We start from the raw sequence: 21,698 nt of genomic DNA on the forward strand, positions 1-21,698 counted from the left end.
CTACGCGATGACACCGGGGCACGTCGCACACCGCCGCCCTGACCTCGTATGGTCTTGTCCGTGTTGGAGGAGATGCGGATACGGTCGCTCGGAGTCATCGACGACGCCGTGGTCGAGCTGTCGCCCGGCTTCACCGCCGTGACCGGCGAGACCGGAGCGGGCAAGACGATGGTCGTCACGAGCCTCGGGCTGCTGCTCGGCGGGCGCGCCGACCCCGCGCTGGTGCGGATCGGCGCCAAGTCGGCGGTCGTCGAGGGGCGCGTCGCCGTGCCCGCGGGCGCCGCCGCGGCCCTGCGCGCCGAGGAGGCGGGGGCCGAGCTCGACGACGGCGCCCTCCTCATCAGCCGCACCGTCTCCGCCGAAGGCCGCTCCCGGGCGCACCTCGGCGGCCGCTCCGTCCCCGTCGGCGTGCTGTCCGAGCTCGCCGACGACCTCGTCGCCGTCCACGGCCAGAGCGACCAGCAGGGCCTGCTCAAGCCCGCCCGGCAGCGCGGCGCCCTGGACCGGTACGCGGGCGACGCCGTCTCCGGGCCGCTGGACAAGTACACGGCGGCCTACCGGCGGCTGCGGGCCGTCAGCGCGGAGCTGGACGAGATCACCACGCGCGCGCGGGAACGCGCCCAGGAAGCCGACATGCTCCGCTTCGGCCTCGACGAGGTCGCCGCGGTGGAACCGCGCACCGGCGAGGACGTCGAACTGGCCGCCGAGGCCGAGCGGCTCGGTCACGCCGAGGCGCTCGCCTCCGCCGCCACGGCCGCGCACGCGGCGCTCGCGGGCAACCCCGAGGACCCGGAGGGCGTCGACGCCTCCACGCTCGTCGCGGGCGCGCACCGGGCCCTGGAGACCGTGCGGTCCCACGACCCCGCCCTGGCCGCCCTCGCCGAGCGCATCGGCGAGATCGGCATCCTGCTCGCCGACGTGGCGGGCGAACTCGCCGGGTACGCCGACGACCTCGACGCCGATCCGCTGCGGCTCGCCGCCGTCGAGGAGCGGCGTGCGGCGCTCACCCAGCTGACGCGCAAGTACGGCGAGGACGTCGGCGCCGTGCTCGCCTGGGCGGAGGCAGGGGCGGCGCGTCTCGCCGAGCTGGAGGGCGACGACGACCGGCTCGGCGACCTCACCGCGGAGCGGGACGCGCTGCGGGGCGAACTCGCCGGGCTCGCGCGCGAGCTGACCGAGGCGCGCGTCGAGACCGCCGCACGGTTCGCGGCCGCCGTCACCGAGGAGCTGGCCTCGCTCGCGATGCCGCACGCGCGCGTGACGATCGACGTACGGCAGACCGATGACCCCGAGGGCGTCGAGTTCGACGGGCGTACCGTCGCCTACGGGCCCTCCGGTGTCGACGAGGTCGAGTTGCTGCTCGCGCCGCACCCCGGGGCGCCGCCCCGGCCCATCGCCAAGGGCGCGTCCGGCGGCGAGCTGTCGCGCGTCATGCTCGCCGTGGAGGTCGTCTTCGCCGGGACGGACCCCGTGCCGACGTACCTCTTCGACGAGGTCGACGCGGGCGTCGGCGGCAAGGCGGCCGTCGAGATCGGGCGGCGCCTCGCGAAGCTCGCGAAGTCCGCGCAGGTGGTGGTGGTCACCCACCTTCCGCAGGTGGCGGCGTTCGCGGACCGGCAGCTGCTGGTGGAGAAGACGCACGACGGGACCGTGACGCGGTCCGGCGTGCAGGTCCTCGAAGGCGAGGACCGGGTGCGGGAGCTGTCGCGGATGCTGGCCGGGCAGGAGGACTCCGAGACCGCGCGGGCCCACGCGGAGGAGCTCCTCGCGGCGGCCCGGGCGGACGGCTGACTCCTCGTCCGGGCACCCCACCGCATCCGCACGCGGGTGCGCCGGGCCCCTTCCAACACGCCCGTCGAGCACCGCGAACCCGTCAGAGGCTTCCTGTCGAGGGGGCGGTGTTGCGAAGATGCGGGGGCCGACGGGGAGGGGGCGTGTGGTGGGTGGATGCCGGGGCCGGGCTGAGCGTGTGCTCATCCGTGAGAGTGATCCCTTACGCGGAGTTGTCCTGCCCTACCCGGAAGGGGGCCTTTCGGCTGTGCCGGAACGGCCGTACGGACTGGCATCCTTGGCGCGGTGACGGGCGGCGACCGACCGCCCGGACCGCCGGCGCCCACCCGTTCCGTCGGCGCGCCGCCCGCCGACCCGACCCAGGAGTCCCGGCCACGTGAGCCACGTGAGCACCCCCGTACCGCAGGGCCAGACGCCGCTGCACACCGTGCAAGTCCTGGGCGGCGGCAGCGCGGGAAGCAGCGCGCACGTCCGGTCGCTCGCCACCGGCCTCGCCGCGCGGGGCGTGCGCGTCACTGTGTGCGCCCCCGCAGAGGCCGACGAGGTCTACGACTTCGCGGGCACCGGCGCCCAGCACGTCGCGGTGCCGCGCCGCAGCGACCCCTCGTCCGTGGCCGCGCTCAGGGCGGCCTGCGCGGACGCCGACCTCGTGCACGCGCACGGCCTGCACGCCGGACTCCGCGCCGCCATCGCCCTGACCGGCCGCCGTGTCCCGCTCGTCGTCACCTGGCACACCCGTGCCCACGCGTCCGGCGCCCGCGCCCAGGTCCTGCGGCTCCTTGAGCGGCGTGTCGCCAGGGCCGCGGCCGTGGTCCTCGGGACCTCGTCGGACCTGGTCGACCGCGCCCGCAGTCGGGGCGCGCGGGACGCCCGGCTCGCGCCGGTGGCGCTTCCCGCGCCCCGCGGCGCGCAGGCCCCGGAGCAGGAGCCCGAGCTGCCCCGGCACAAGCTCCGCGCCGAGCTGGGGGCCGTGGGCCGGCCGCTGCTGCTCGCCGTCGGCGCCCTGGAGGCGCACCGCGGCCACGACGTGCTCCTGGACGCCGCGCGGGTCTGGAGCGGGCTCGATCCGGTGCCGCTGCTCGTCGTCGCGGGGGAGGGCGCGCAGCGGTCCGCGCTCCAGGACCGCATCGACGCCGAGGAGCTGCCCGCGCGCCTCATCGGGCGGCGTGACGACGTGCCCGAACTGCTCGCGGCGGCCGACCTCGCGCTGCTGTCGAGCAGTTGGGAGTCGCGCTCGCTGCTCGCCCAGGAGGCCCTCCACGCGCGCGTGCCGCTCGTGGCGACCGCCGTGGGCGGCATCCCCGAACTCGTCGGCGACGCCGCCGAACTCGTCCCGTACGGCGACGCCCAGGCCCTCGCCGACGCCGTCGTACGGCTGCTCACCGATGACGTGCGCCGTCAGGAGCTGCGGGACCGGGGCGCGGCGCAGGCGGCCTCCTGGCCCACCGAGGACGAGACGGTGACGCAGGTCCTCAGCGTCTACGACGAGCTGACGCAGCCCCTCGCCTCGTACTGAGGCCCGCCGCCCGCCCTGCCGCTCGCTCCGTCGCCCCAGGCGTCCGTCAGGCCGTGCCGGCCGGTGTCCCCGGTGCGTGTCTGCGGGCCCGCAGGGCCAGGCTCAGGGCCAGGACCGTCTGCGGGTCGTCGAGGTCGGTGCCCAGGAGTTCGCTGATCCGGGCCAGGCGGTTGTAGAGGGTCTGGCGGTTCAGGTGGAGCTCGCGGGCGGTCTCCGCCTTGCGGCCGGCGTGCGCCAGGTACGTCTCCAGAGTGGGCAGCAGCGGGGGCTTGGAGCGCTGGTCGTGGGCGCGCAGCGGGCCGATCGCGCGGTCCACGAACGCCGCCAGGTCGGGGTGGGCCCGCAGTCGCCACAGGAGCAGGTCGATGTCCAGGCGCCGCGCGTCGTACCAGGGCCGTTCCGGCAGGCCCTGCGCCGCCGTCGCGGTCTCGGCCGCGTGCCGCAGCCCCGCCGACGCCGCGGCCCAGCCGCCCGCGACGCCCACCACCACGACCGGCGGCGGCGCGTCCGCCCGGTGCATGCCCGCCCGCTCCACCCCGGCGCGCAGGGCGGTGGCGACCCGGTCCGCGACCGTGGCGCGCTCCGCCTCGGTCCTTAGCCCGAGCAGGAGCGGAACCCTCCCCTCCACGGGACGTACGCCGAGCAGCACGGGCACGCCCACCGCCGTCAGCTCCTCGGCGACCGCGCGGGCGAGCACCGCCCAGCCGCTGCCGGACGGCGACCCCGCGGCGGCTCCCGCCAGGCGCATCACGACCGGAAGGAGCGGGCCGCCGCCCGGTTTGAAGCCGAGCACGCGGGCCTGGGCGGGCGCGTCGTCGGCGGTGATGCGGCCCTCGGCGAGGTCGGTGAGGAAGTCGCCGCGGCCGCGCGCGGCGAGCTCCTCCTCCTGGCGCGCCTGCATCAGGACCACCGCGAGGCTGCTGGCGGCCCGCTCGGCCGCGATCCGGTGCACGGGAAGGAGGGCGGACTCGACGGCGAGCAGCACGAGCCGGGCCCGCACCGAGTCGGCCCCGGGGCCGCCGCCGGGCACGTCGACGAGCACGGCGCCCGCGGGCGGCTCGGCCCGGTCGGTCTGCCGGCCGCGCAGGCCCTCCCACACCTGGAGCGGGTCCGCGCAGGCGCCGCCCGCCCCGGCCGCGTACAGGAGCTGGCCGTCGGTCGTCTCCAGGAAGACCGGGTTGCCGCTGAACTCCGCGAGGACGGACAGGACCTGGGGGACGCCACCGCCGCCGAGGAGCGCATCGGTGCAGCGCCGGTGCACCTCGTCGGCGCGGCGCAGGAGCGCGTAGTGGCCGTTGACGATCTCCGTGTGCACTTCTTCGGTGACGGTCACGAACGGCACTTCGCGGTGCAGCTGGACGAGGGGGAGTCCCGCCGCGCGGGCGGTGTCCACGAGCGCGGCGGGCAGCCGCGAGAAGCGCGGGCCGAGCTCGACGACCAGGGCGGCGATGCCGCGCTCGGCCAGGTCGCGGACGAAGGCGCGCTGGTCGGCGGGGCGGGTGCCGAGGCCGAGCCCGGTGGTCAGGAGCAGTTCGCCGCCCTTGAGGAGGGAGGCGATGTTCGGCACCTCGCCCGCGTGCACCCAGCGCACCGTCCGGTGCAGCCGGTCGGCGCCCGCGACGACCTCCGGGAGGCCGCCGCGCAGGCCCGGAAGCTCCAGTGCCCGCTGTACGGTGATGCCGCCCTGAGTGTCCTGACTGTCCATGGGGCGGACGCTACCTGACCTGGGCCGGGGCACCGGCCGCCCTCCGGGGGCCGCGCGGGCGCCGTCCCGCCCTGTCCTGGCGGCCAGGACTTCACCCGGCCGCCACCCGTGCGTGCGGCCTCAGCCGCCGTACGCGCCCGACGCCGTGAGCCGCAGTGCCGTGTCGATCAGCGGCACGTGGCTGAACGCCTGCGGGAAGTTGCCCACTTGGCGCTTGAGGCGCGGGTCCCACTCCTCGGCGAGCAGCCCCAGGTCGTTGCGCAGGGCGAGGAGGCGCTCGAAGAGCTTGCGGGCCTCGTCCACGCGGCCGATCATGGCCAGGTCGTCGGCCAGCCAGAACGAGCAGGCGAGGAACGCGCCCTCGTCGCCCTCCAGGCCGTCCACGCCCGCGTCCTCGCCGGACGTCGGATAGCGCAGGACGAAGCCGTCGGGCGTCGACAGCTCGCGCTGGATGGCCTCGATCGTGCCGATGACGCGCTTGTCGTCCGGCGGCAGGAAGCCCACCTGCGGGATGAGCAGCAGGGACGCGTCCAGCTCCTTGGAGCCGTACGACTGTGTGAAGGTGTTGCGCTCCTTGTCGTAGCCCTTGTCGCAGACGTCCCGGTGGATGTCGTCGCGCAGCTCGCGCCAGCGCTCCAGGGGGCCGTCCGCGTCGCCGGACTCGATGAGCTTGATGGTGCGGTCGACGGCGACCCAGGCCATCACCTTGGAGTGCACGAAGTGGCGGCGCGGGCCGCGCACCTCCCAGATGCCCTCGTCCGGCTCGTTCCAGTGCGTCTCCAGGTAGCGGATCAGCTTGAGCTGGAGCAGCGAGGCGTAGTCGTTGCGGGCGAGGCCCGTCATGTGGGCCAGGTGCAGGGCCTCGGTGACCTCGCCGTACACGTCGAGCTGGAGCTGGTGCGCCGCGCCGTTGCCCACCCGGACCGGGCCGGAGTTCTCGTATCCCGGGAGCCAGTCGAGCTCGGCCTCGCCGAGCTCGCGCTCGCCCGCGATGCCGTACATGATCTGGAGGTTCTCCGGGTCGCCCGCGACGGCCCGCAGGAGCCACTCGCGCCAGGCGCGGGCCTCCTCGCGGTAGCCGGTGCGCAGGAGCGAGGAGAGCGTGATGGCCGCGTCGCGCAGCCAGGTGAAGCGGTAGTCCCAGTTGCGCGAGCCGCCGATGTCCTCCGGCAGGGAGGTGGTGGGGGCGGCGACGATGCCGCCGGTGGGCGCGTACGTCAGGGCCTTGAGCGTGATCAGGGAGCGCACCACCGCCTCGCGGTAGGGCCCGTGGTACGTACAGTGCTCGACCCACTCGCGCCAGAACTCCTCGGTGGCCGTGAGCGCGGCCTCCGGCTCCGGGTGGGCGGGCGGCTGCTTGTGCGACGGCTGCCAGGAGAGGGTGAAGGCGATGCGGTCGCCGGGCCCGACGGTGAAGTCCGAGTACGTCGTCAGGTCCTTGCCGAAGGTCTCGGCGGAGGTGTCGAGCCACACCGAGTCCGGCCCGGCCACGGCCACCGTGCGGCCGTCGACCTTGTGCACCCAGGGCACGACGCGGCCGTAGCTGAACCGCATCCGCAGGGCCGAGCGCATCGGCACGCGGCCGCTGACGCCCTCCACGATCCGCACCAGCTGCGGGGCGTCGGTGTCCCGTGGAGGCATGAAGTCGATCACCCGGACCGTGCCGCGCGGGGTGTCCCACTCGGACTCGAGGACCAGTGAGTCCCCGCGGTAGGTCCGGCGGCTCGCGGCGGCGGGCGGCGCGCTCGGACTGTGCGCGGGGCCGAGGCGCCAGAAGCCGTGTTCCTCCGTGCCGAGGAGGCCCGCGAAGACGGCGTGGGAGTCGAAGCGGGGCAGACACAGCCAGTCGACCGTGCCGTCCCGGCAGACCAGCGCCGCGGTCTGCATGTCTCCGATCAGTGCGTAATCCTCGATGCGCCCGGCCACGTGCATCCCCATTCAAACGGCCACGTTCGCCCGCTCTCGGGGCGCTCGTTCTACGGTCAAGGGTTCGCTGCAAAGAACGAACTGCCGGGCCCGAGTGTTTCCGGTGGTCTCCAGAAAAGCCGACGGGGGATGGTTCCGCCCGCGCGCATGGGTCGGCAGCAAGTGTCCGAGCAACATACATCGGCGCCGCCGGAATCTGCCCCCTCGTCCAGCCAACGTGGCTAGGCCGAACGAGTTGCGGCACGCACATGCGTACGCGGTGAAGATCGTGTACGCGACGTGAATGCGCGTGTCAAGAGGTGGCCGGAAGCGGCCCCCTCTTGACGCTGATACCCTGGTAGCCCGTGAGCCGGTGGTCATAGAACCCCCGAACCGCAGCGACGGCACCTCCCTCCGAGCGACGAAGCAAGCGCGGAGCGGACGCCGGTACGCACCCCAGACCGCGACGCACGGGAGCCCCCTCTTGGCCATGCCACCCACATCCACGACGACCAAGCACATCTTCGTCACCGGGGGCGTCGCCTCCTCGCTCGGCAAGGGCCTGACGGCCTCGAGCCTGGGTGCGCTCCTCAAGGCCCGCGGCCTTCGGGTCACGATGCAGAAGCTCGACCCGTATCTGAACGTGGACCCGGGCACGATGAACCCCTTCCAGCACGGCGAGGTGTTCGTCACGAACGACGGCGCCGAGACCGACCTGGACATCGGGCACTACGAGCGCTTCCTGGACGTCGACCTCGACGGCTCGGCCAACGTCACCACCGGCCAGGTCTACTCGCAGGTCATCGCCAAGGAGCGGCGCGGCGAGTACCTCGGTGACACCGTGCAGGTCATCCCGCACATCACCAACGAGATCAAGCACCGCATCCGCCGCATGGCCACCGACGACGTCGACGTCGTCATCACGGAGGTCGGCGGCACGGTCGGCGACATCGAGTCCCTGCCGTTCCTGGAGACCGTCCGCCAGGTCCGCCACGAGGTCGGCCGCGACAACGTCTTCGTCGTGCACATCTCGCTCCTTCCCTACATCGGCCCCTCCGGCGAGCTGAAGACCAAGCCGACCCAGCACTCGGTCGCCGCCCTGCGCAACATCGGCATCCAGCCGGACGCGATCGTGCTGCGCGCCGACCGCGACGTGCCGACCGCCATCAAGCGCAAGATCTCGCTGATGTGCGACGTCGACGAGGCCGCCGTCGTGGCCGCGATCGACGCCAAGTCGATCTACGACATCCCGAAGGTGCTGCACACCGAGGGCCTGGACGCCTACGTCGTGCGCAAGCTCGACCTGCCGTTCCGCGACGTCGACTGGACCCAGTGGGACGACCTGCTCGACCGCGTGCACAACCCGAAGCACGAGGTCACCGTCGCCCTTGTCGGCAAGTACATCGACCTGCCCGACGCCTACCTCTCCATCACCGAGGCCATGCGCGCCGGCGGCTTCGCCAACAAGGCCCGCGTCAAGGTCAAGTGGGTCACCTCGGACGACTGCAAGACCCCGGCGGGCGCCAAGAAGCAGCTCGGCGACGTCGACGCGGTCCTGATCCCCGGCGGCTTCGGCGACCGCGGCGTCTCCGGCAAGGTCGGCGCGATCCAGTACGCCCGCGAGAACAAGATCCCGCTGCTCGGCATCTGCCTGGGCCTGCAGTGCATCGTGATCGAGGCCGCCCGCAACCTCGCGGGCATCCCGGACGCCAACTCCACCGAGTTCGACGCCGCCACCGCCCACCCGGTCATCTCCACCATGGCCGAGCAGCTCGACATCGTCGCCGGTGAGGGCGACATGGGTGGCACCATGCGCCTGGGCATGTACCCGGCCAAGCTCGCCGAGGGCTCCATCGCGCGCGAGGTGTACGACGGCAAGGAGTACGTCGAGGAGCGCCACCGCCACCGCTACGAGGTCAACAACGCCTACCGCGCGGAGCTGGAGAAGAAGGCCGGCATCCAGTTCTCCGGCACCTCGCCGGACGGCAAGCTCGTCGAGTACGTCGAGTACCCGCGCGAGGTCCACCCGTACCTGGTCGCCACCCAGGCGCACCCGGAGCTGCGCTCGCGCCCGACGCGTCCGCACCCGCTCTTCGCGGGCCTGGTCAAGGCCGCGGTGAAGCGCAAGACGGGCAAGTAACACAAGAGCGATACGGTTGCCGGGGTACGGCCCTTCGAGGGGCGCGTACCCCGGCTTTCGTATGTACGTGTGGAAGGACAGGACGACATGACGATCAAGGACACCGCGGAGGAGTGGCGGATCACGGCGACGGACACGCCGTTCGTCGGGAACAAGACCTCCGTGCGCACCGACGACGTCGTCATGCCGGACGGATCGGTCTCCCGCCGCGACTACCAGGTCCACCCCGGCTCCGTCGCCGTCCTGGCCCTCGACGAGACCGGCCGCGTCGTCCTGGTGCGCCAGTACCGCCACCCGGTGCGCCAGAAGCTCTGGGAGATCCCCGCGGGCCTCCTCGACGTGCCCGGCGAGAACCCGCTGCACGCCGCCCAGCGCGAGCTGTACGAGGAAGCGCACATCAAGGCCGAGGACTGGCGCGTCCTGACCGACGTCTACACCACGCCCGGCGGCTGCAGCGAGGCCGTGCGCGTCTTCCTCGCCCGCGACCTGTCCGAGGCCGAGGGCGAGCGCTTCGAGGTCGAGGAGGAGGAAGCCGACATGGAGATCGCGCGGGCCCCCCTCGACGACCTCGTGCGCGGCGTCCTCACCGGGGAGCTGCACAACAACTGCCTGGTCGTCGGCGTCATGTCGCTCACGGCGGCGCTGCACGGCGAGGGCCTGGACGCGCTGCGCCCGGCGGACGCGGCGTGGCCGGCGCGGCCCTTCGAGGCGTAGCGGCCTCCGGCCGCGGGGGAGCCGCGTTCTGCTCGGGCGGGCGGGCGCTCCCGTAGCTCGCGGTGTGACCATCTCCTGATCCGATCGGGCGACTTCCGCGCGCCGTGTCACCGGGGTGGCGGCAGCGCCTGAACTAGGCTCTGCAAGCGTCCCGCCCGGAGTCCCGGCGGGCTCGTGCGCAGGCGGACGGGAGCGTTACCCGTGACGGATCAGGCGGTCGACACGGACGGTGCGGCGCGGGGTGCGGTGCCGCCGCCCACGAGCGCGGCGGCCGGCACCGACGGAGGCCGGTTCGTGGGCCGCCACCGGGAGTTGAAGGAACTCCGCGCCGACATCGACCGCGCCGGACTCGACACCCTCTCGGGCCGCAAGGCCCCCCGCGCCCGCGTCCTGCTCATCGCGGGCCGCCCCGGTTCGGGCCGCACCGCCCTCGCCGAGGAACTGGCCCGGCAACTCGCCGACGCCTACCCCGACGGAATCCTGCGCGCCCGCCTCTCCGACCCCGACGGCACGCCCGTGCCCACCGAGCGCACCGCCCGCGAACTCCTCGACGCGCTCGCCGTGCCCGCCCCCGCGGGCGCGGGCGAGGACGACCTGACCGCGACGCTGCGCGCCGCCCTCGCCGACCGCCGGGCGCTGCTGCTCCTGGACGACGTCGCGGACATCACCGCCCCGCCCGCCGCCAAGGGCGCCGACGAGACCGGCGCCGAGGGCGACGATGCCGATGACGCAGACAGCGCCGCCGAAGGCGTGCTCGCCGCCGGGGCCGCCGCCCAGGTCGAGCCGCTGCTCCCGGACACCCCCGACTGCCTGGTCGTCGCCGTGTCCGGCGGCCCCCTCACCGGCATCCCCGACGTGCGACCCTGCACGCTCGGCGGCCTGGACACCAAGGCCGCGCTCGACCTGCTGACCCGCAGCGCGGGCTCGGTGCGCATCACCGTCGACCCGCGCTCCGCCGAGAGCCTGGTCGAGGCCTGCGGCGGCCACCCGGCGGCCCTCGTGATCGCCGGGGGCTGGCTCGCCGCCCGGCCCAAGGCGGCCGTCGCCGACCTCACCAAGCAGGTCCGCGAGCTCCCCGAGGACGGCGCGGCCGACTCGGGCCTTGCCCGTGTGTTCCGGCAGGCCTACGCCGGACTCCCCGGCCCCGCCGCGCGGATACTGCGCCTGCTGTGCCTCGCCCCCGCCGGCTACGTCGACCCGCACACCGCGTCGGCGCTCGCGGGCTGTTCGGTGAACGCGGCGCGCGCCACGCTCGACGACTTCGTCGCGCTCGGCCTGCTGCGCGCCGTGGACTCGCAGCTGCCGCAGTACGACGTGCCGGGCTGCCTGGTGCCGCTGCTCCGGGAGTTGACGGAGACCCAGGACCGGCCGGGGGAGGTGCAGTTGGCGCGCGCCCGGATGCTGGAGCGGACCGTGCGGCTGCTCCAGTCCTGCCGCGCGATCACCGAGCCCGGCGACTCGGCCGCGCGCAAGAAGCTCGCCGGGCTGCCCCGCGCGCTGCGCTTCCCGAACCCGCGCGCCGCCGCCGACTGGCTGCGCGTCCGCAGGCCCGCGCTGCTCGCCGCGGCCCGGCTCGCGGTCGCCGACGGCGAGCTCGACACGCTCGCGAGGCGGCTGATGTCGGCCCTGACCAGGGCGCTCGCCGCGCACTGGGGCACCGAGGCCGCCGCCCCCGACCTGTACGGCATCCACCAGCTCGTGCTCGACGTGGCCGAGCGCCGCGACCTGCCGCGCGAGCAGGCCGCCGCGCTGTTGAACCTCGCGGACCTGGACGCGCGCACCGGCCGCACGCACGAGGCCCTGGCCCGCTACCGCGCCGCCCTTGACTGCGCCCGCGCGGCGGGCGACCCGTACGCGACCGGGCGTGCGATGGAATCCGTAGGCGGCGCCTACCAGGAGCTGGGGGACTACCCTCGGGCCGCCGACTGGTACGGCAGGGCCCTCACCGAGCGCCAGGCCCGGGGCGAGCGGGCCGACGCCGCCCGGCTGCACGGCCGCATCGCCACCGCCCACACCTACGCGGGCCGCTACGGCGAGGCCCTGCGCAACTGGAGCTCGGCCGTCGCGGGCCACCGCAAGACCGGGGACCTCCCGGCCCGGGCCCGGGCGCTCGGCGAGCTGGCGCGGGTCCAGGAGTACGCGGGCCGGCCCGAGGACTGTCTGCGCACCTGCCAGGAGGCGATCGACCTGGCCCGGCAGGCGGAGGACACCCGGCTGCTCGCGGCGCTGCGGCTGCGGCTCGCGGACACCCTGGACCGGCTCGGCGACCCGGCCGCCGCCCGGCTGCACCGCGCGGCCGCCGAGCGCATCCTTGGAAGTGAGCTGAGCGGTGAGTCCGCCGAGGTCGCGGGGCCTGCCTCGATGGATGGAGCCCCGGCCTCCGCCTACGAAATCCGTAGTGCATCCGGTCGAGATTGATGCTTTGAAAGGCTAGACAGCGAGAACTCCTTCATTAGAATGGCTCCGCCGCGTGTCTGCGCGGTGTCTTCCGATGCGCTCGTGTGCGTACCGGTTTGTACTGCATTGCCCTAAATCCCCCTGAGCCAAGGACCGTGATCGACGTGAAGGTCGGCATCCCCCGCGAGGTCAAGAACAACGAGTTCCGGGTGGCCATCACCCCCGCCGGCGTGCACGAGCTGGTGCGCCATGGCCACCAGGTCGTCATCGAGCGCAACGCCGGTGTCGGCTCGTCGATCACGGACGACGAGTACGTCGCCGCGGGCGCCGAGATCCTCGAGACCGCCGACGAGGTCTGGGCCTCGGCCGACCTGCTCCTGAAGGTCAAGGAGCCGATCGCGGAGGAGTACCACCGCCTCCGCAAGGACCAGACGCTCTTCACCTACCTGCACCTGGCCGCCTCCAAGGAGTGCACGGACGCGCTCCTGGAGTCGGGCACCACGGCCATCGCGTACGAGACGGTGGAGCTGCCCAGCCGCGCCCTGCCGCTGCTCGCCCCGATGTCCGAGGTCGCGGGCCGCCTGGCCCCGCAGGTCGGCGCCTACCACCTGATGCGCGCGGTCGGCGGCCGTGGCGTGCTGCCCGGCGGCGTCCCCGGCGTGGCGGCGGGCAAGGCCGTCGTCATCGGCGGTGGCGTCTCCGGCTGGAACGCCGCGCAGATCGCCATCGGCATGGGCTTCCACGTCACCCTGCTCGACCGTGACATCAACAAGCTCAAGGAAGCCGACAAGGTCTTCGGCACGAAGATCCAGACCGTCGTCTCCAACGCCTTCGAGCTGGAGAAGGCCTGCCTGGAGGCCGACCTCGTCATCGGCGCCGTCCTCATCCCGGGCGCCAAGGCCCCCAAGCTCGTCACCAACGAGCTGGTCTCGCGCATGAAGCCGGGAAGTGTTCTTGTCGACATCGCGATCGACCAGGGCGGCTGCTTCGAGGACTCGCGTCCGACCACGCACGCCGAGCCGACCTTCCCGGTCCACAACTCGGTCTTCTACTGCGTGGCCAACATGCCCGGCGCGGTGCCCAACACCTCCACGTACGCGCTGACCAACGCGACGATGCCGTACATCGTGTCCCTGGCCAACAACGGCTGGGTCGAGGCCCTGCGCCGCGACCCGGCGCTCGCCCTCGGTCTCAACACGCATGACGGCAAGGTCGTTTACAAGGAGGTCGCCGAGGCGCACGGCTACGAGCACCTGGAGCTGGACTCCCTGCTCGGCTGATCTCGGCGAACGTCAACAAAAGTCGTCAATCTCACGCCAGCGGCCGGACCTTATGAGGGGTCCGGCCGCCGGTGGTTCGGCGCGAACGCGGTCAACTCGCCGTGAAACTTACCCTTTAACCGTTTCGCGCCCCCCGGAAACGTGCTGACGGAGCGGCATACGCCCTTGACACCGGGGTGTTCCGTTGCCGACACATCGGGCCGGGTCCGGCGGATTGTGTTGCTGCGGAGCGGTGACACGCCATAGAGTCGCCAACCGTCGGCATGGTGCCACGCTGACCTATCTAGAAATTTCCTGGTCACCAAGGAGGTAAGACGACTTGTGAATGAGTCGACATTTGCTCCCGGGGGTGGTCAACCAGGAATGTCTGGGCGGGGCCAGGGTCCCGTCGGGCTCGAGGCTGTCGGCTCCGTCGCTGTCCACACCTTCGAAGCCCGCCAGAGTCCGACACCGTCAGCACCCCAGAGCATGGATGGCCAACACGTGAACGCCATGGCCGGCGACCGGAGTGGCGACAACACCACCCCTACTTCCCTCGCCGACTACGAGGAACTGCCCCAGGGTCATTTCTACGACCCCGACGCGGAGTACGAGCCCGACCCGGAGTACGCGGCCACGCTCGCCCCCGACGCCGCGCGTCAGCGCCGCGAGCGCATCGGCCCGACCGGGCGCCCGCTGCCGTACTTCCCGATCCCGGGACCCCTGACCGACCACGGCCCCGCGAAGATCATCGCGATGTGCAACCAGAAGGGCGGCGTCGGCAAGACCACGTCGACCATCAACCTGGGTGCCGCGCTCGCGGAGTACGGACGCCGGGTCCTGCTCGTCGACTTCGACCCGCAGGGCGCGCTCTCGGTCGGCCTGGGCGTGAACCCGATGGAGCTCGACCTCACGGTCTACAACCTGCTCATGGAGCGGGGCATGTCCGCCGACGAGGTGCTCCTGAAGACCGCGGTCCCCAACATGGACCTGCTGCCCAGCAACATCGACCTCTCCGCCGCCGAGGTGCAGCTCGTCAGCGAGGTCGCGCGCGAGTCCACGCTGCAGCGCGCCCTGAAGCCGCTCATGGCCGACTACGACTACATCGTGATCGACTGCCAGCCCTCGCTCGGCCTGCTCACGGTCAACGCGCTCACCGCGGCCCACAAGGTCATCGTGCCGCTGGAGTGCGAGTTCTTCGCGCTGCGCGGTGTGGCGCTGCTCACCGAGACGATCGAGAAGGTCCAGGAGCGGCTCAACCCCGACCTGGAGCTCGACGGCATCCTCGCGACGATGTACGACTCGCGCACGGTGCACAGCCGCGAGGTGCTCGCGCGCGTGGTCGAGGCGTTCGACGACCACGTCTACCACACGGTGATCGGCCGGACCGTGCGCTTCCCGGAGACCACCGTCGCCGGTGAGCCGATCACGACGTACGCCTCGAACTCGGTCGGTGCGGCCGCCTATCGCCAGCTCGCCAGGGAGGTGCTCGCCCGGTGTCACGCCGAGTGAGTCTGCCCGGGGCCGACGAACTGTTCCGTACGACCGGGGGCATGGCGCTGCAGGCCTCGACGCCGCGGCGGCAGACGAATGGCGAGGCGCGGGTGCCCGCACCGGCGGGCGAGAGCGACGAGGCCGCCGCGGAGGAGTCGCACGCCTCCGCCGCCGCGCAGGGTGACGGCGAGCCCGCCGAGCACCCCGCGGGCGAGGCGGAGCAGGGCGGCGGCGCACGCGGCCGCTCCACCGACGACGAGGACGGCGCGCAGGGGCGCCGCTCGGCGCAGGAAGGTTCTGGCAGCTCGGGATCGGGCAAGAACGCGGGCTCGACGGCCACCCAGACGCGCCGCCGCGGCCGGGCCGCCAACCGGCGCCCCAGCGGGCGCGAGCGGCACGACGAGAAGATCACCGTGTACGTCTCCGCCGAGGAACTGATGGATCTGGAGCACGCGCGGCTGGTGCTGCGCGGGGAGCACGGGCTCGCGGTGGACCGCGGGCGCATCGTGCGCGAGGCCGTCGCCGTCGTCCTCGCCGACCTGGAATCGCGCGGAGACGCGAGCATCCTCGTACGCCGCCTGCGCGGGCGGTAGCGGTAGCCTTCCGGCCAGTACGCCGCCGATACGCTGCCGCTTTGCCTGGGAACGTGATGCCTGCCGACGCCGCCCCCGTTGAGTCCCGCCGTGCGCGGCGGTCGCTGGGGCGCGGGCCCGGGGCGGACGTCCTCCCGGAGCCCCAGGACGTCTCCCCGGCCCCTCAGGACGCCCCGCCGGAGCCCCAGGGCGGTGCCCCGGCAGACCCCGGTGGGCCCCCAGCGGACTCCGCTGGGCACGACGCGTCACCGGACGACGGGCGCTTCAAGGTCCGCCTCGCCAACTTCGAGGGCCCCTTCGACCTGCTGCTCCAGCTCATCGCCAAGCACAAGCTGGACGTCACCGAGGTCGCGCTGTCCAAGGTGACCGACGAGTTCATGGCGCACATCCGGGCCATGGGGCCGGACTGGGACCTGGACCAGACGACCGAGTTCCTGGTGGTCGCCGCGACGCTGCTCGACCTGAAGGCGGCCCGTCTCCTGCCCGCGGCCGAGGTCGAGGACGAGGCCGACCTGGCGCTGCTCGAAGCACGGGACCTGCTGTTCGCGCGGCTGCTCCAGTACCGCGCGTACAAGCAGATCGCCGACATCTTCAGCGGCCGCCTCGACGACGAGGCGCGCCGCTACCCGCGGACCGTCGGCCTGGAACCGCACCACGCCGAGCTGCTGCCCGAGGTCGTCATCAGCATCGGCGCCGAGGGGTTCGCCAAGCTCGCCGTGAAGGCGATGCAGCCCAGGGCCAAGCCCCAGGTGTACGTCGACCACATCCACGCGCCGCTGGTCTCCGTGCGGGAGCAGGCCGCCGTGGTCGTGGCCCGGCTGCGGGAGCGCGGCGAGGCCAGCTTCCGGAGCCTGATCGAGGAGCTGGGGCCCGACGACACCCTGACCGTCGTGGCGCGCTTCCTGGCCCTCCTGGAGCTCTACCGGGAGAAGGCCGTCGCCCTGGACCAGGAGGACGCCCTCGGCGAGCTGACGGTGCGCTGGACGGGCGGGGACGGCGACGGCGAGCCGACCGTGACCGATGAGTTCGACCGGGCCCCCGAGCCGGATCAGGAGAAGCCGTGAGCATCGAGAGCCCCGCGGGGGAGCTGCGGGCCGAGGTCGTGGACCTGGAGCTGAGGCCCGCCCTCGAGGCCGTCCTCATGGTCGTGGACGAGCCCGCGACCGAGGAGCACCTGGCGAAGGTCCTCCAGCGGCCCCGGCGGGCCGTCGCGGACGCGCTGCGCGAGCTCGCCGACGAGTACACCGCCCAGGGCCGCGGCTTCGAGCTGCGCCTGGTGGCGGGGGGCTGGCGGTACTACACGCGCCCCGCGTACGCGCCCGCGGTCGAGGGCTTCGTCCTGGACGGGCAGCACGCCCGGCTCACCCAGGCGGCTCTGGAGACGCTCGCCGTCGTCGCCTACCGCCAGCCGGTCAGCCGCTCCCGGGTCTCAGCGGTGCGCGGAGTGAACTGCGACGGGGTCATGCGCACCCTCCTCCAGCGCGGTCTGGTGGAGGAGGCGGGCGCGGAACCCGAAACAGGTGCGATCCTGTACAGGACGACGAACTACTTCCTGGAGCGGATGGGCCTGCGCGGCCTGGACGAGCTCCCGGAGCTCGCGCCCTTCCTCCCGGAGGCGGAGGCGATCGAGGCCGAGACGCAGGAGGGACTTCCGTCGTTCGATCCGGACGCGCCCGACGCCCCGGACGAGAAGACGCAGACGACCTAAGACGGAACTTTGATGCGAAGCAGCAGCGGCAGGAACAGCAGCGGAAACAACGGCGGGAGCCGTGGTGGCAACAGCGGCGGCCGCGGCAACAGTGGCGGCCGCCCCGGCGGTGGCGGCCGGGGCAACAGCGGCGGCCGCCCCACCGGCGGTGGCCGCGGCGGCAGCGGTGGCGGTGGCCGCGGCGACTACCGGGGTGCCGGTGGCGGTCGCGACGACCGGCAGGGCAGCGGCCGCCCCAGCAAGCCCCGCCCCGAGGAGCGGCGCTACGACGTGGGCCCCGGCGCCACCCAGGACGGCCCGAAGTCGGGCCGCGGCGCCTCGGCGCGCGGCGGCGCCAAGGGCGGCCCCAAGCGCGGCCAGGACCAGCGCGGCGGCGGCCGCGGCCGCCCGGCGCCCGCGTACTCGCGCGAGTACGAGACGCGCGCAGAGGAGCGCAACCGCGAGCGGTACGCGGGCAAGAAGGACGTGAAGCTCCCCAAGACCTTCCCCGGCGCCGAGCAGGAGGGCGAGCGCCTGCAGAAGGTCCTCGCCCGCGCGGGCTACGGCTCCCGGCGCGCCTGCGAGGAGCTGATCGAGCAGGCCCGGGTCGAGGTCAACGGCGAGATCGTCCTGGAGCAGGGCCTGCGGGTCGAGCCGGACAAGGACGAGATCAAGGTCGACGGCCTGACCGTGGCCACGCAGTCGTACCAGTTCTTCGCCCTGAACAAGCCCGCGGGCGTCGTCTCCACCATGGAGGACAACGAGGGCCGCCAGTGCCTTGGCGACTACACGAACAACCGCGAGACGCGCCTGTTCCACGTGGGGCGGCTCGACACCGAGACCGAGGGCGTCATCCTGCTCACCAACCACGGTGAGCTGGCCCACCGCCTGACCCACCCCAAGTACGGCGTGAAGAAGGTCTACCTCGCGCACATCGTCGGCCCGATCCCGCGCGACCTGGGCAAGCAGCTCAAGGACGGCATCCAGCTGGAGGACGGCTACGCCCGCGCGGACCACTTCCGCGTCGTCGAGCAGACCGGCAAGAACTACCTGGTCGAGGTCACCCTGCACGAGGGCCGCAAGCACATCGTGCGCCGCATGCTCGCCGAGGCCGGGTTCCCCGTCGACAAGCTGGTGCGGGTCGCCTTCGGCCCGATCACGCTCGGCGACCAGAAGTCGGGCTGGCTGCGCCGCCTGTCCAACACCGAGGTCGGCATGCTGATGAAGGAAGTCGACCTGTAGTGCTCACGGAGTCGGTGGTGGACGCGCTCGACCTGGGCGCCGTCGCGGGGGAGCAGAGCGACCCCCTGCTGTTCGCGACCGTGTCGGGAGCCCATCTGTACGGGTTCCCGTCCCGGGACTCGGACGTGGACCTGCGGGGCGTCCACCTGCTGCCGGTGGCCGACCTGGTCGGCCTCCGGGAGCCCCAGGAGACCCGGTCCTCGATGTGGGACCGGGACGGGGTCGAGATGGACCTGGTCACGCACGACCTGCGCAAGTTCGCGCGCCTGATGCTGCGGCACAACGGCTACGTCCTGGAGCAGCTGCTCTCCCCGCTGGTCGCGCACACCACCGACACCCACGCGGAGCTGGTCGCCCTCGCGCCCACCGTTCTGACCAGCCACCACGCGCACCACTACCGGGGCTTCGCGCACACGCAGTGGCGGCTGTTCGAGAAGAACGGCGAGCTGAAGCCGCTGCTGTACACCTTCCGCGTGCTGCTCACCGGCATCCACCTGATGCGCGGCGGCGGCGTCGTCGCGCATCTGCCCACGCTGGTGGACGAGGTCGGCGAGGCGCCCGCCTATCTGCCCGACCTCGTCGCCGCCAAGCGGGAGGCCGAGCACGGCGGTGCCGCGGTGGACCGGAGGCGGGTGGCCGCCGACGTCGAGCGGCTGCACGCCGCCCTGGACGAGGCGCGGGCGGCCTCAGCCCTGCCGGGCGTCCACACCGCGTACGACGCCGTGCACGACCTGGTCGTCCGCGTACGCCTGGAGGGCTGACGCCCGGCGGGCGCGGTACAGGAAGTCCTCGACGCGGCGGCGGTCCGGCTCCGGCGGCAGCGGGGTGCGGGCCGCCGCCGCTTCGCACTCCTCGGCGAGCCGGGTCATCCGGGACTCCACCTCGGGCCAGGGCACCTCGCCGCGCTTGACGGCGAGCAGCGGCTCGCGCCCGGCGCCCACGTCCAGGGTCAGTTCGCCGGTCAGGAGCAGATCGCGGCAGCAGGCGAGCAGCCGCAGCAGGTGCATGGCGTGCTTCCAGCGCGGGGCGCCGTGCGTGCGGACGTCGGCGTCGAGCTTCTTGCGCTGGCCGAGGGCGTAGCGGGCGAAGGTCTCGTGGGCCTGCCGGGACAGGAACGCCCCGCGCAGGGCGAGCAGCTCGCGGCCGGTGTCCGTGACGTGTTCGACGAGCGGGGAGTGCAGGCACTCCAGGATGTTCGGATTGGCGCGCAGGGCCAGCTCGCAGAAGCGCTCCAGCTCCCAGCCGAACTGCTCGTCCGCCGGTCCTTCGACGTGCGTGGGCGGCTTCTCGAAGCGCCAGTACAGCGGGGTCGGCGCGAGGAACACGCCCCTGCGGTCGGTGTCGCTGTCCTCCGTGGCCAGCCCGAAGGCGCGCGACCCCATCACACAGGCGTAGATCGTGTGGTCGCGGACCAGGTCCTGGGGGTTGTCCATCTCCGGAGCGTACGCGGTTGGTCAGGTGAGCCTGATCGCGTTTCCCGTGACGTCGATGCCGCGTGGGGCCAGCGGGCGCGGTGCGGGGCCGCCCGTCACCGAGGCGTCCGTCACGCTGAACCTGCTGCCGTGGCAGGGGCAGTTGATCGTGCCGTCGGACACGTCGCGGACCGTGCAGCCCTGGTGCGTGCAGACCGCGGAGAACGCCTTGAAGTCCCCCTTCTCGGGCTGGGTGACCACGACCTTCTCGTCCTCGAAGACCTTGCCGCCGCCGACCGGGATCTCGGCCGTCCTGGCCAGCGGCGGCGCCTTGGACGGCTGCTTGCCGGGGGCGCCGCCGCCGGAGGACGGGGGCGTGGACTCGGGCGGGTCCTGCGCGGCCCCTTCGTCGCCGTACTTGTCGCACGCGGCGGCCGCCGCCGCGAGTGCCGCCGCGGTGAGCGCCGCCCGCCGGGTGGGCCGCCCGCCGCCGCTCACGTCGTCACCCCGACCGTACGGAAGAACCACAGCGCCGAGGTCACCCACACCACGGTGAGCACCGCGAAGACCAGGCCGCCCACCAGCGGCAGCAGCCAGCCGGGCAGCCGCGCCGAGCGGAGCAGCAGCATCTTGGCGCTGAACGCGCCGAAGAAGAAGCAGCCGAGGAAGGAGTGCCACAGCACGCGCGTCGAGTACGTCTGGTAGCCGAGCGCGTAGAGGCAGTGCACCGCGACCGGCACGGCCACCAGGAACGCGATCCGGCCCGACCAGCGGTGCAGCGCCGCCGACCAGGAGGGCCCCGGCAGCTTCCCGTAGACCATGAGGGCCGAGCCGACCTGGATCAGCGCGAAGCCGACCGCGGTGGTGGCGAGCCAGGACTTCACGGCGCTGGTGGAGCTGAAGCCCGCGAGGTTGAAGGCGGTGCCCTCGGGGTCGTGGACCTTGCCGTACGCGCCGAGGCCGACGGCCACGGCGGCCGCGACCAGGGCGGGCACCAGATAGCGCGCCGGGTGCTCGCGGCGCGGGCCCGTGGGGAAGCCGGCGCCTTGGGTGGGGGCGTTGGGGTCGACGCTCACGGGGCCTCCCGGGGCGGGCGCGGATGGGTGCGGGCGGGGCGCTCAGGGCACGACGGGGCGGGCGGTGAGGCGGCCGCCGCCGGGCAGCCGGACGGCGCCCGTGGCGGGGTCGAGGCGGGGAGCCGCGGTGGGCTCGCCGTCGCGGCTGAGGACGCCGACCTGGCTGCCGTCGGGCTGGACGATCCAGCCGCCGTCGAGGCGCTCGCCGCGGACCTCGGACGTCGCGCGGTACAGCCCCGCGGGCTTCTTCGCCCGGGGGGCGGTGAAGGGCCGGGCCTTGTCGCGGACGTCGACCGTGCCGCGGACCGTGTCGCCCTTGACGCGCCCGTCGAGTTCGGCGCCGCCCTTGCCGGTCAGCTTCAGCGAGCCGTCGTCCTCGACGTCGCCCTTCAGCCAGGCCTCGGTGGTCCTGCCGTCGCAGTAGTACGCCGTGGCCTTGCCGGCGCGCAGCGTGATGGCGACGGAGGCGGTGTCGTCGTCCGTGCGGCCCGTGTACCTGCCGTCGGCGGGCGGCCGCGGCTTCTTCGACGGGGACGGCTTCGCCGAAGGACTCGCGGTCGCGGTGGGCGGCGGCGAGGGCTCGGCGGCGTCGGACGAGGAGTCGCCGTACGACGTGCTGCCCGACCCCGTGGTCGCGTTGAGCGACAGCATGAACAGGGCGAGCAGCAGCCCGCCGAGCAGCGTGAACAAGGGTCCTGAGCGCTTCATACGTCCCCCCGGGGCGCGTGGCCTGCCCCCTCCATGCAAGCCGACCCGCACCCTGGCGT

General features: G+C 73.4%; 18 protein-coding genes. 12 read left to right on the forward strand and 6 right to left on the reverse strand.

Going from position 1 to position 21,698, the window contains the following annotated elements:
• Positions 1–48 precede the first annotated feature (48 nt).
• Both recN and IG74_RS0129190 read left to right on the forward strand, forming a co-directional pair.
• Positions 49–1,791, forward strand: coding sequence for a DNA repair protein RecN (gene recN / locus IG74_RS0129185; RefSeq protein WP_030683465.1), 1,743 nt, complete (start codon positions 49–51; stop codon positions 1,789–1,791).
• Between the two features lie 376 nt (positions 1,792–2,167).
• Entirely contained in the window at positions 2,168–3,307 is a 1,140-nt protein-coding gene (locus IG74_RS0129190) for a glycosyltransferase family 4 protein (RefSeq protein ID WP_030683466.1), read from the forward strand.
• A 46-nt stretch (positions 3,308–3,353) separates the two neighbouring features.
• Here IG74_RS0129190 and IG74_RS0129195 read toward each other — a convergent pair whose 3' ends face one another.
• Together IG74_RS0129195 and IG74_RS0129200 are read right to left on the reverse strand one after the other, a co-directional pair.
• Positions 3,354–5,012 (reverse strand): PucR family transcriptional regulator, encoded by a 1,659-nt coding sequence (locus tag IG74_RS0129195; RefSeq protein WP_030683468.1) that lies wholly within the window; start codon positions 5,010–5,012, stop codon positions 3,354–3,356.
• Positions 5,013–5,132: 120 nt separating this feature from the next.
• A complete protein-coding gene (locus IG74_RS0129200) occupies positions 5,133–6,944 on the reverse strand; it encodes a glycoside hydrolase family 15 protein (RefSeq protein ID WP_030683470.1) in 1,812 nt (603 codons plus the stop codon).
• A 463-nt stretch (positions 6,945–7,407) separates the two neighbouring features.
• On the opposite strand from IG74_RS0129200, the gene IG74_RS0129205 reads away from it, so the two are divergent.
• The 10 genes from IG74_RS0129205 to IG74_RS0129250 all read left to right on the forward strand — a co-directional run bounded on the left by IG74_RS0129205 (position 7,408) and on the right by IG74_RS0129250 (position 19,204).
• The gene (locus IG74_RS0129205; protein WP_030683472.1) at positions 7,408–9,057 is read left to right on the forward strand and encodes a CTP synthase; all 1,650 of its coding nucleotides are present in this window, start codon (positions 7,408–7,410) and stop codon (positions 9,055–9,057) included.
• A gap of 87 nt (positions 9,058–9,144) precedes the next feature.
• Positions 9,145–9,771, forward strand: coding sequence for an NUDIX domain-containing protein (locus IG74_RS0129210; RefSeq protein WP_030683474.1), 627 nt, complete (start codon positions 9,145–9,147; stop codon positions 9,769–9,771).
• A gap of 201 nt (positions 9,772–9,972) precedes the next feature.
• Positions 9,973–12,189: a tetratricopeptide repeat protein gene (locus tag IG74_RS0129215; protein WP_037826206.1), complete on the forward strand. Its 2,217-nt coding sequence runs from the start codon at positions 9,973–9,975 to the stop codon at positions 12,187–12,189.
• Positions 12,190–12,323: 134 nt separating this feature from the next.
• Positions 12,324–13,448 (forward strand): alanine dehydrogenase, encoded by a 1,125-nt coding sequence (ald, locus tag IG74_RS0129220; protein WP_030683479.1) that lies wholly within the window; start codon positions 12,324–12,326, stop codon positions 13,446–13,448.
• A 363-nt stretch (positions 13,449–13,811) separates the two neighbouring features.
• Positions 13,812–14,939: a ParA family protein gene (locus tag IG74_RS0129225; protein ID WP_078869119.1), complete on the forward strand. Its 1,128-nt coding sequence runs from the start codon at positions 13,812–13,814 to the stop codon at positions 14,937–14,939.
• Positions 14,924–15,514: a hypothetical protein gene (locus IG74_RS0129230; protein WP_078869120.1), complete on the forward strand. Its 591-nt coding sequence runs from the start codon at positions 14,924–14,926 to the stop codon at positions 15,512–15,514. The genes IG74_RS0129225 and IG74_RS0129230 overlap by 16 nt, the downstream gene beginning before the upstream one ends.
• A 56-nt stretch (positions 15,515–15,570) precedes the next feature.
• Positions 15,571–16,578 (forward strand): segregation and condensation protein A, encoded by a 1,008-nt coding sequence (locus tag IG74_RS0129235; protein ID WP_030683485.1) that lies wholly within the window; start codon positions 15,571–15,573, stop codon positions 16,576–16,578.
• A 77-nt stretch (positions 16,579–16,655) separates the two neighbouring features.
• The gene (gene scpB / locus IG74_RS0129240) at positions 16,656–17,222 is read left to right on the forward strand and encodes an SMC-Scp complex subunit ScpB (RefSeq protein WP_234334490.1); all 567 of its coding nucleotides are present in this window, start codon (positions 16,656–16,658) and stop codon (positions 17,220–17,222) included.
• A gap of 12 nt (positions 17,223–17,234) precedes the next feature.
• Positions 17,235–18,443 (forward strand): pseudouridine synthase, encoded by a 1,209-nt coding sequence (locus tag IG74_RS0129245; RefSeq protein ID WP_030683489.1) that lies wholly within the window; start codon positions 17,235–17,237, stop codon positions 18,441–18,443.
• Positions 18,444–18,457: 14 nt separating this feature from the next.
• The gene (locus IG74_RS0129250) at positions 18,458–19,204 is read left to right on the forward strand and encodes a DNA polymerase beta superfamily protein (protein ID WP_030683491.1); all 747 of its coding nucleotides are present in this window, start codon (positions 18,458–18,460) and stop codon (positions 19,202–19,204) included.
• Here the strand turns inward: IG74_RS0129250 and IG74_RS0129255 are convergent.
• From IG74_RS0129255 to IG74_RS0129270, 4 genes are read right to left on the reverse strand one after another with little or no spacing between them, the layout of a single operon-like run.
• The gene (locus IG74_RS0129255; protein ID WP_030683493.1) at positions 19,130–19,876 is read right to left on the reverse strand and encodes a DNA polymerase beta superfamily protein; all 747 of its coding nucleotides are present in this window, start codon (positions 19,874–19,876) and stop codon (positions 19,130–19,132) included. The genes IG74_RS0129250 and IG74_RS0129255 overlap by 75 nt on opposite strands.
• Positions 19,877–19,897: 21 nt before the next feature.
• A complete protein-coding gene (locus IG74_RS0129260) occupies positions 19,898–20,353 on the reverse strand; it encodes a Rieske (2Fe-2S) protein (RefSeq protein WP_030683494.1) in 456 nt (151 codons plus the stop codon).
• A complete protein-coding gene (locus IG74_RS0129265; RefSeq protein WP_030683496.1) occupies positions 20,350–20,931 on the reverse strand; it encodes a DUF6529 family protein in 582 nt (193 codons plus the stop codon). The genes IG74_RS0129260 and IG74_RS0129265 overlap by 4 nt, the downstream gene beginning before the upstream one ends.
• 42 nt (positions 20,932–20,973) lie before the next feature.
• Complete coding sequence (locus IG74_RS0129270) at positions 20,974–21,639, reverse strand: hypothetical protein (protein ID WP_030683497.1); 666 nt, start codon at positions 21,637–21,639, stop codon at positions 20,974–20,976.
• Between the last annotated feature and the right edge of the window lie 59 nt (positions 21,640–21,698).

The sequence above is a fragment of the Streptomyces sp. NRRL B-1347 genome, from assembly GCF_000720325.1.
Classification (GTDB): Bacteria; Actinomycetota; Actinomycetes; order Streptomycetales; family Streptomycetaceae; genus Streptomyces.